Below are 7300 nucleotides of genomic sequence, written 5' to 3' on the forward strand. Positions count from 1 at the left end.
CTCCGGCTGTCGGGGGACGGGGGCACCGCCGCCGGCCCTCTGCCGCCGGCGGTCCTCACCCGACGGCGCGTCGGCCTCGCAGGTCTGCCACGACACGGCCCACCGCCGCCCGTACACCCTCCATCTCCTGGAGGAAGTGCCAGTAGTCGGGGTGGCGGCTGTCCTCCAGCGACCGTACGGCCCGGTCCACCCGTGCCACCGCCTCGTCCAGCGGCCGCGCGTGCCGCGGATCGGGCACCGTGCGGCCCTCCATGGCCAGCCGCTGTGCGTCGCGGATCGCGAACCGGCTGCGCCGCACCTCCGCCTGCGGGTCCTCGGCCACCGCCTCCAGCCGCGCCAGCCGGTCCTGGGCCGCCGATACCGCGCCGTCGACGGAGTCCAGCAGCGCGCGCACGGTCGCGATCAGCGAGGTGGCGTCGGCCCAGCGCTGCTCCGCCCGCGCCGTACCCGCCTCCCGCAGCCGTTCCTCGGCCTGGGCGATGTCGCGGGCCGCCAGCTCCGGCACCGGCTGGAGGTCCTGCCAGCAGGCCGCGCTGAACCTGCGGCGCAGCTCGCTGAGGACCGGTTCCACCCGGTCCGCCCGGTTCCGCAGGGCCTGCGCCCGGGTCCGCAGGCTGACCAGCCGCCGGTCCGTCTCGGCCGCCCGCTCCGGGAGCCGCTCTGCCTCGGCCCGTATCGCCTCCGCCTCGCGCAGCAGGCGGTCTGCCCGCTGCACGGTCTCCGGCACGCCGTGCTGCCCGGCCCCCTGGTTCAGCTTGGTCAGCTCCGGCGCGAGCCGCGCCAGCCGCGCCGCCAGCTCGTCCGCCCGCATGCCGGAGGCCCGTACGGCGTCCAGGGCGTCGCTCGCCGCCAGCAGCGCGGCCTTGGCCCGCTCCCGGGCCGGCGCCACCCGCGCGAGCTGCGTCTCGGCGTGCTCCAGCAACGGCTGCAACCCCCGCGTGAAACGCTCCAGCTCGCCCTGGACCCGCTCCAGCTCGGCCCGCGCCCGGTCCAGGTCCGTCCGGGCCCGCGCGGCACTCGCCCCGTCCAGCTCGGGCCGGTCCAGGTCGTGCGCATCGACGGCCTCGATATACGCGTGGCTGACCTCGTCGATCCGCCGCCCCAGCCGGGCGAAGTCCTCGACGGCCTGCCGCGCGGCCGGGCCCGAGTCCACGGCCGTGATCGTCTCGATCGAGATCCTCAGGTCCCGCTGTGCGGTGTCCAGCTCGTAGAAGGCGGCGGCAGCGGCGTCCTTCGAGGCCTGTGCCTCGGCCCGCCGGCTCTCGTCCCGCCCACCGAACCACCGCCGGGATGCCGTCGCCACAATCCCTCTCCCGTGCCCGCCGCCCGCGTCCACCTGCCGCCCCATTCTCCCCCAACCCAACGGGTTTGCGTCCGGGGGACTCCTGCCATGTAGGCTGTCCCCTCGTCCACGGGTGCGTAGCTCAGGGGTAGAGCGCTGCTCTTACAAAGCAGATGTCGGCGGTTCGAAACCGTCCGCGCCCACCGGTCGGAACGCCCCCGCAGTGAGTCACGGCGGGGGCGTTGACGTTTCGCCGGTGAGCGGGCTGCACCTCACCAGCCGTCCGGCGATCCGGCCGTCCGCAAGGCAGTCTGCGCGTGCGGGGCAAGGCCGATCGGCGACCGGACGGGTCTGCTCGCCCGATGCCATGCGCCTCGCCGCCGTCATCGAGGCAACACCGCTGAGCGCACCACCCACGGCGGACACCGCGCCGGTGAAGATGAGGAAGGCGTCGGCCGTCGGGGACGCCTCGGCAGCCTGGTCCTCCGTTGCTCCGGAGCCTTCTGCGACGGGGGGCGGGGTCGCGCCGGAGGACGACCTGGTCTTTTGCAGACCCGCATGGTCCGAAGTCGGCCGCAGAGGGCTGGTACCGGATTCGTGACCGGAGGGGCGGTCCAGGGCGCTCCAGAACAGCATCGCGCCGATGAACAGCGGTACGAGCGAAAGGACCGCTGTCCATCTCACCTGCCACGTGCCGGGCGGCGCAGGCCGGCCCGGCGCCGCTGTCGTGGCGCGGGTGCGCATGGTCGCGAGTCGCTGTGTCCAAGGCGTACGAGACATGGTGATGCCCTCCGCTGAAGGCTCCGAGACGGTCCCTGAAGGGGCCGGTCGGGTCGTTGCGTGTGCCCGTCGACTGCGGGCCCGTGTCCCAGTAGGCCCCGGCCGTCGGTTACGGGCACGACACTGGATTTCGGGGCTTGACGGGAGTCGGCGGCGGCGCGGCATCGGGGATCTTCGCGCTCATGGCGCAGGCCCCTGCCGGCCGGGGCCTGCGCCATGGCCGGGCGCCGGGTCAGTGCACCGGTGGCTGTCCGGCCTCGGTCGTGATTCCGCGGGCGACGATGGCCACCGACGTCACGGGTGTTCCGGCCTTACCCCACGCGCTGTCCTTGAGGAGCACCGTGCGTTCGCCGAGGAGGCGCATGGTCTTCTGGTCGAAGATCCATTCGGTTCGTTCGCCGTCGTGGATACGGGCCACGGCGACGCCCTTGCGCCCCACGGCGTCTGTCACCTCGGGGACCAGGACGACGCCGGGGATGCGGGCGGCGGCCCGGTAGAGGGCGGCGCTCACGCCGGGCGGGGCCTCCACCGTCCGCAGGAGGTCGCCGATCGCGACGAACGCCTGGTGATCGGGGCCGGTGGCTGATCCGGAGGCGGGGCCGTGGTTGAGGCGGGCGTCGGCGTAGACCATCTCCAGCAGGCGGTCGGGGTCCGTCGGGAGGGATTCGAGGAAGCGGTAGGTGGGGCCGTTGATGCTGGCCTTGTCCTTGCCGCGTGCGGGATCCGTTGTCGTGCCCTTGGCGGTGCGCGTGAGTGTCCCGGACGATCCGTCGACCGAGACCCAGCGTTCGGCGGACTCGTCCGTCCGGAGCGCCTCCATCCGTCCCCCCTTCGCCTCGGACAGGGCGGTGGAGTGCCCGGTCGTCCTCGTGTACAGGAACTGACCGTCCCGGACGGCCGGTGCCGGCGTCGCGTGCGCGGCCAGTGCCGCTCGGTCCAGCAGTTGTACGGCTGCCGGATCGGTCCGGGCGACGGGCGGCCGCTGGTCGGAGCCACTGACGCCGAGGGTGACGGCCAGGGCCACGGCGCACGTCGCGGCACCGGCCGCGAGGAAGAGGGCCGGCCGGCGACGGAACCGGGGTCGGGGGGCGGCGCCCGCGTCCCGTGCCGTTTCGCGCAGCAGGTGCTCCCTGACCCGGTGGTGTCCGTGGAACGGCAGGTCCGCGTCGGACAGGCCGGGCAGACGCCGGACGGTCCCGGCACTCTCGACCGGGTCGAGTCGTGCGTCGTCGGCGTTCACAGGTCTTCCTCCTCGGTGAGGGTGAGCTTGCGCAGGCGGGCGCGGGCACGTGAGAGGCGGGAACGGACGGTGCCCACGGTCACCCCGCACGCCTGCGCCACCTCGTCGTGGCTGAGGCCCGACCACACGCACAGCAGAAGGACTTCACGGTCGGTGCGGCGCAGGCGGCCCAGGGCCGCCAGGGCGGCCCGGGCCTGGGTCGTGTCGGCGATACGGGACACGACGGCGTCCGCGACGTCGGGGGCCGTGTCCGGTGGTGGGAGGCGGGCCATGGCACTGCGGTGACGGCGCGCCGCCCTGCGGGAGTTGCGTATGACGTTCGTCGCGACGCCGAACAGCCACGCTCGTTGACCGGTGACGGTGCCGAGGGTGTCGCGCAGCCGCCATGCCTCGAGGAAGGTGAGGGAAACGATGTCCTCGGCCCCGGCGCGGTCGGCGGTCATGCGGACGGCGTACGCGTACACGGCCCGGGCGTGTGCGTCGTAGAGGTCCGCAAACAGTTGGTGGTCCACATTGGGTAGTGTCCGCAGGCCTGTTCGCGTTGCAGGTGATCTGTGACGCAGGCCGGGTTCAGGGGCTGCCCCTGTGTTCAGGGGCGGGGGCGTTTCTCCGCCGTGGCCGTCTGAGGCGGTGGCGGGGCGACGGGGCCGAGGGTGGGAGCAGGCTCCACATCACCGCCCCGGCCACCAGCGGTCAGGCCGGCACGATGAGGGCGCTGATCAGTTCGGCCGTGTCCTTCATGCCGCCTCCCCTGCGGTGGCCGGTGAGGGATAGTGGGGGTATGTGCCGGAGTATCAAGACGCTGAGGCCGCCCGCCATCCCCGAGAAGGCCAGCGAGGAGGAGATGCGCGCGGCCGCCCTGCAGTACGTGCGGAAGGTGTCCGGGTTCACGGCGCCGGCCGCGCACAACCGGGAGGTCTTCGACGACGCCGTGGAGGCGATTGCCGAGGCCACACGGGTGCTGCTGGAGGGGCTGGAGGTGCGTGGCGCACCCGCCCGCACCTGAGCCGATGACCTGACCTGACCTGACCTGACCTGACCTGACCCGGCGCCCGGGCCGGGGCGCCGTGGGGTCAGGCGGCGTGGGTCGAGCGGCGGCGGAGGACCCATGCGCCGGAGCCGAGTGCGGCGGCGACCAGGGTGCCGCCCAGGGCGATCTGGCCCGGGCTCATGCCGCCGATGCTGCCGCCCAGGCCGCCTTGGGCCACGCCGGCGGTGACGTTCAGGGTGAGGGTCACCCGCTCGCCGCCCGCGCCGCCGCACTCGAAGGTCACCTGGTGCGCGCCGGTACGCGCGTCGCGGTAGACGGTGGCGCCGCCGAAGAGGTTCGTGGCCTCCAGGTTGCCCGGGGTGAGCCAGACCGTGCCGAAGGCGGTGGAGGTGGCCCGGCCGGTCTTGGTGCCGCAGCCCGACACGTTGAGGCTGACCCGGCTGCCCGGGGCCACGGAGGTCGGGGAGACGGAGGCCACGGGTCTTGCGTACGCGACGGCCGGGGCGAGGGCGGGGAGGGCCGCGGCGGCGACGAGGGTGGCGGCGGCGACGGCCGCGAGGCGGTGCTGGGCGGGCATGGCGGGCTCCTCGGGTTCCTCGGGCTCTCCGGGCTCTCCGGTTCCTGGGAAACGGCGCGGCGCGGCCGGGGCACGGGGTGACGCGGTTTCGGTACGCACCGTGGTGGCGACGCTAGGAGCGGACGGGCGGCGGGGCGATCGGGGCCGGGTGAACGGGTGAGTCCCCTGCTCCGGGTGGGGTACGCCCCCCCCTGGCCGGCGCCCCCCTGTCCCTTCCCCCCTCCGCTGTGCCCGTCCGCCGTATCGCCGTCGCCTCGTGCCCGTTCGCCCGCCCATCGGGTACTTTCCGGGACTCGTCGTCGGGGCGCGTGCGGAAGCCGCCGCTGAAGCGTTACGCCGTCGTCGGTGTCGGGCGGCGGACCAGGTAGGCCGCCAGGCCGCCTGCCGCGAAGAGGGCGACGACCGAGACCGCCGTGCCCAGCCAGGTGGCGCCCAGCCACTGGGTGCCGAAGTAGCCCAGGGCCACGCTGTAGCCCGCCCAGGCCATGCCCGCCAGGGCCGACCACGGCAGGAACTCCTTGACCTTGCGGTCGGTCTTGCCCGCGCCCAGGGAGACCACCGAGCGGCCGGCCGGGGCGAAGCGGGCGATCACCACGATGGTGCCGCCGCCGCGGGCCAGTGCCGAGCCCAGCCGCTCCTGCGCCCGGGTCAGCCGCCGGGAACGGGCGATGGCACGGTCCAGGCGCGCCCCGCCGCGCCGGGCCAGGCGGTACGCCGCGAAGTCGCCGAGCACGGAGGCCGTGGTGGCGATCACCAGGAGGGCCAGGATGTCCGGCACCTGGTCCGGGACGGGCTCCGGTGATCCGGCGGCCCCCGCGGCGGCGGCCGCCGCGGCGGCGGTGATCACCAGGACCCCGCTGGGCAGCACCGGTACGAAGACGTCCAGGACGACCGAGAGCGCCACCAAGGCGTAGATCCACGGGCTCGTGGTCAACGACCCCACCGTCTCAAGCAAAGCGGGACTCCCCGGTCCGGTTGACGCGCAGCGGCAATGAAGCGCCGCGACGTCGCGGGGGAGCGGCAGGGGCGGCTTGACAGCCATACAGCGTACGCCGCACCCCCGTGCGCCGGACGTCCGGGGTGATCCGCGTGTCAGTCACCGGGCGGCAGGAGCTCCCGGTCCAGTACGGTCACCAGCCGCTCGCCTCCGTCCGCCCGCCGGGCCTGGTCCAGACGGAGCCGGGCCGTCCGGCCGGCCAGGTCCAGCGTCATCAGCTGGTTGCCGAACCAGGGCCCCGCGCTGCGCCGCCACGTCAGCGGCGGGCGCCCCGTGCGCCCGTGCCGGCTCAGCATCCGCCCCAGCCACCGGCCCGCGCCCGACCAGCCGAAGCGGAAGCCGTACTTCACCGCCCGGTGGATGGAGTTGTGCACAGGGGAGCAGGTCAGCTGGAAGATCCCGGCCGCCGTGGGTATTCGGGGTTCCGCCACGTACGCGTGGTGCACGTCGCCGGAGAGCACGCAGATCGTCGCCGGGGCCCGGGGCCCGGTCCCGACCTCCTCGATCAGGTCGCTCAGCGCCGCGAACGAGGACGGGAACGCCGCCCAGTGCTCCAGATCGCTGCGCCGCCGCAGGTTTTCGCCGAACCGTGCCCAGCGCGGCCCGCGCTCGCCCCGGCACAGTGCAGCGTTCCACGCCTCGGCGTCGTGGACCAGCGGCGGCATCAGCCAGGGCAGGGACGTGCCGATCAGCAGGTGGTCGTAGGTGCCGTGGCCCTCCAGTGCGTTGTCCCGCAGCCACTGCTGCTCCGCCGGGCCGAGCATCGCCCGCCCGTCCTCCGCGAGCACCCGTGCGGTCCGGGTGTCCACCATCAGCAGCCGGGTCCGGCCGAGGTCGCAGCGGTAGCTCCAGCGGACCGCGCCCGGGTGCGCGTCCGCCTCGGCGGCGAACGCGCGCAGCGCGTCCGTACCGTCCGGGGTCTCGCGGACCGCCGCGTACAGCTTGTCCACCGCCAGCTCGGCCGGGGACAGGTTGCCCAGGTGCTGGTACACCCAGTACGCCATCAGGCCGCCGAGGACGCGCTCCTGCCACCACGGGGTCGCCCGCATCTCCTCCAGCCACGCGGCGCTGGTGTTCCAGTCGTCCACGATGTCGTGGTCGTCGAAGATCTGCAGGCTGGGCACCGTGGACAGCAGCCAGCGGGTCCGGGGCTCCAGCCAGGACTCGTGGTAGAGCCGGGTGTACTCCTCGTAGTCCGCGGCGTGGGCGCCGGGCGGCTCGCGCAGGTCCCGGCGGGCCGCGAGCCACGCGCGGGTGGGGGCCGAGAGGTGGTCGGCGTAGACCTGGTCGCCGAGCAGCAGCAGCACGTCCGGGCGCCCGTCGCCCTGCGGGTCCTGCGCCATGGTTCTTATACACATCTGACGCTGCCGACGATCTTACGCGGGTTGATCTAGTTGTGTGCCTAGGTGTGAGCAATCGAATAAACAGATAAG

At 74.0% G+C, this 7300-nt stretch carries 6 protein-coding genes, 1 tRNA gene and 1 pseudogene; 2 read left to right on the top strand and 6 right to left on the bottom strand.

Annotated elements, in window-relative coordinates; translation table 11 throughout:
- Positions 1-55: 55 nt before the first annotated feature.
- A complete protein-coding gene (locus GPJ59_RS11020; RefSeq protein ID WP_219666528.1) occupies positions 56-1348 on the bottom strand; it encodes a hypothetical protein in 1293 nt (430 codons plus the stop codon).
- 65 nt (positions 1349-1413) lie between these two features.
- Between GPJ59_RS11020 and GPJ59_RS11025 the strand changes: the two genes are divergently transcribed.
- Positions 1414-1485 (top strand) — tRNA-Val (locus GPJ59_RS11025).
- Between the two features lie 809 nt (positions 1486-2294).
- Here GPJ59_RS11025 and GPJ59_RS11030 read toward each other — a convergent pair.
- On the bottom strand, positions 2295-3302 hold the full coding sequence (locus tag GPJ59_RS11030) for a CU044_5270 family protein (RefSeq protein ID WP_308120243.1): 1008 nt from the start codon (positions 3300-3302) through the stop codon (positions 2295-2297).
- Positions 3299-3814, bottom strand: a complete 516-nt coding sequence (locus GPJ59_RS11035; RefSeq protein ID WP_308120244.1) for an RNA polymerase sigma factor — start codon at positions 3812-3814, stop codon at positions 3299-3301. The genes GPJ59_RS11030 and GPJ59_RS11035 overlap by 4 nt, the downstream gene beginning before the upstream one ends.
- A gap of 269 nt (positions 3815-4083) precedes the next feature.
- On the opposite strand from GPJ59_RS11035, the gene GPJ59_RS11040 reads away from it, so the two are divergent.
- Positions 4084-4308 (top strand): DUF2277 domain-containing protein, encoded by a 225-nt coding sequence (locus GPJ59_RS11040; RefSeq protein ID WP_219666530.1) that lies wholly within the window; start codon positions 4084-4086, stop codon positions 4306-4308.
- 67 nt (positions 4309-4375) lie between these two features.
- Here GPJ59_RS11040 and GPJ59_RS11045 read toward each other — a convergent pair whose 3' ends face one another.
- The 3 genes and pseudogenes from GPJ59_RS11045 to GPJ59_RS11055 form a co-directional block, all read right to left on the bottom strand.
- Complete coding sequence (locus GPJ59_RS11045; protein ID WP_219666532.1) at positions 4376-4870, bottom strand: hypothetical protein; 495 nt, start codon at positions 4868-4870, stop codon at positions 4376-4378.
- Between the two features lie 331 nt (positions 4871-5201).
- On the bottom strand, positions 5202-5825 hold the full coding sequence (locus GPJ59_RS11050) for a DedA family protein (protein ID WP_219666540.1): 624 nt from the start codon (positions 5823-5825) through the stop codon (positions 5202-5204).
- Between the two features lie 137 nt (positions 5826-5962).
- Positions 5963-7210: pseudogene (locus GPJ59_RS11055) on the bottom strand (alkaline phosphatase D family protein); the annotation flags it as partial.
- Between the last annotated feature and the right edge of the window lie 90 nt (positions 7211-7300).

The organism is Streptomyces bambusae, assembly GCF_019400985.1.
GTDB lineage: Bacteria > Actinomycetota > Actinomycetes > Streptomycetales > Streptomycetaceae > Streptomyces > Streptomyces bambusae_A.

What these genes read in the sequence shown, in the direction of transcription:
- GPJ59_RS11020 (WP_219666528.1), bottom strand. Translation starts at nt 1,348, where the DNA reads ATGGGGCGGCAGGTGGACGCGGGCGGCGGGCACGGGAGAGGGATTGTG.
- GPJ59_RS11040 (WP_219666530.1), top strand. Translation starts at nt 4,084, where the DNA reads ATGTGCCGGAGTATCAAGACGCTGAGGCCGCCCGCCATCCCCGAGAAG.
- GPJ59_RS11045 (WP_219666532.1), bottom strand. Translation starts at nt 4,870, where the DNA reads ATGCCCGCCCAGCACCGCCTCGCGGCCGTCGCCGCCGCCACCCTCGTC.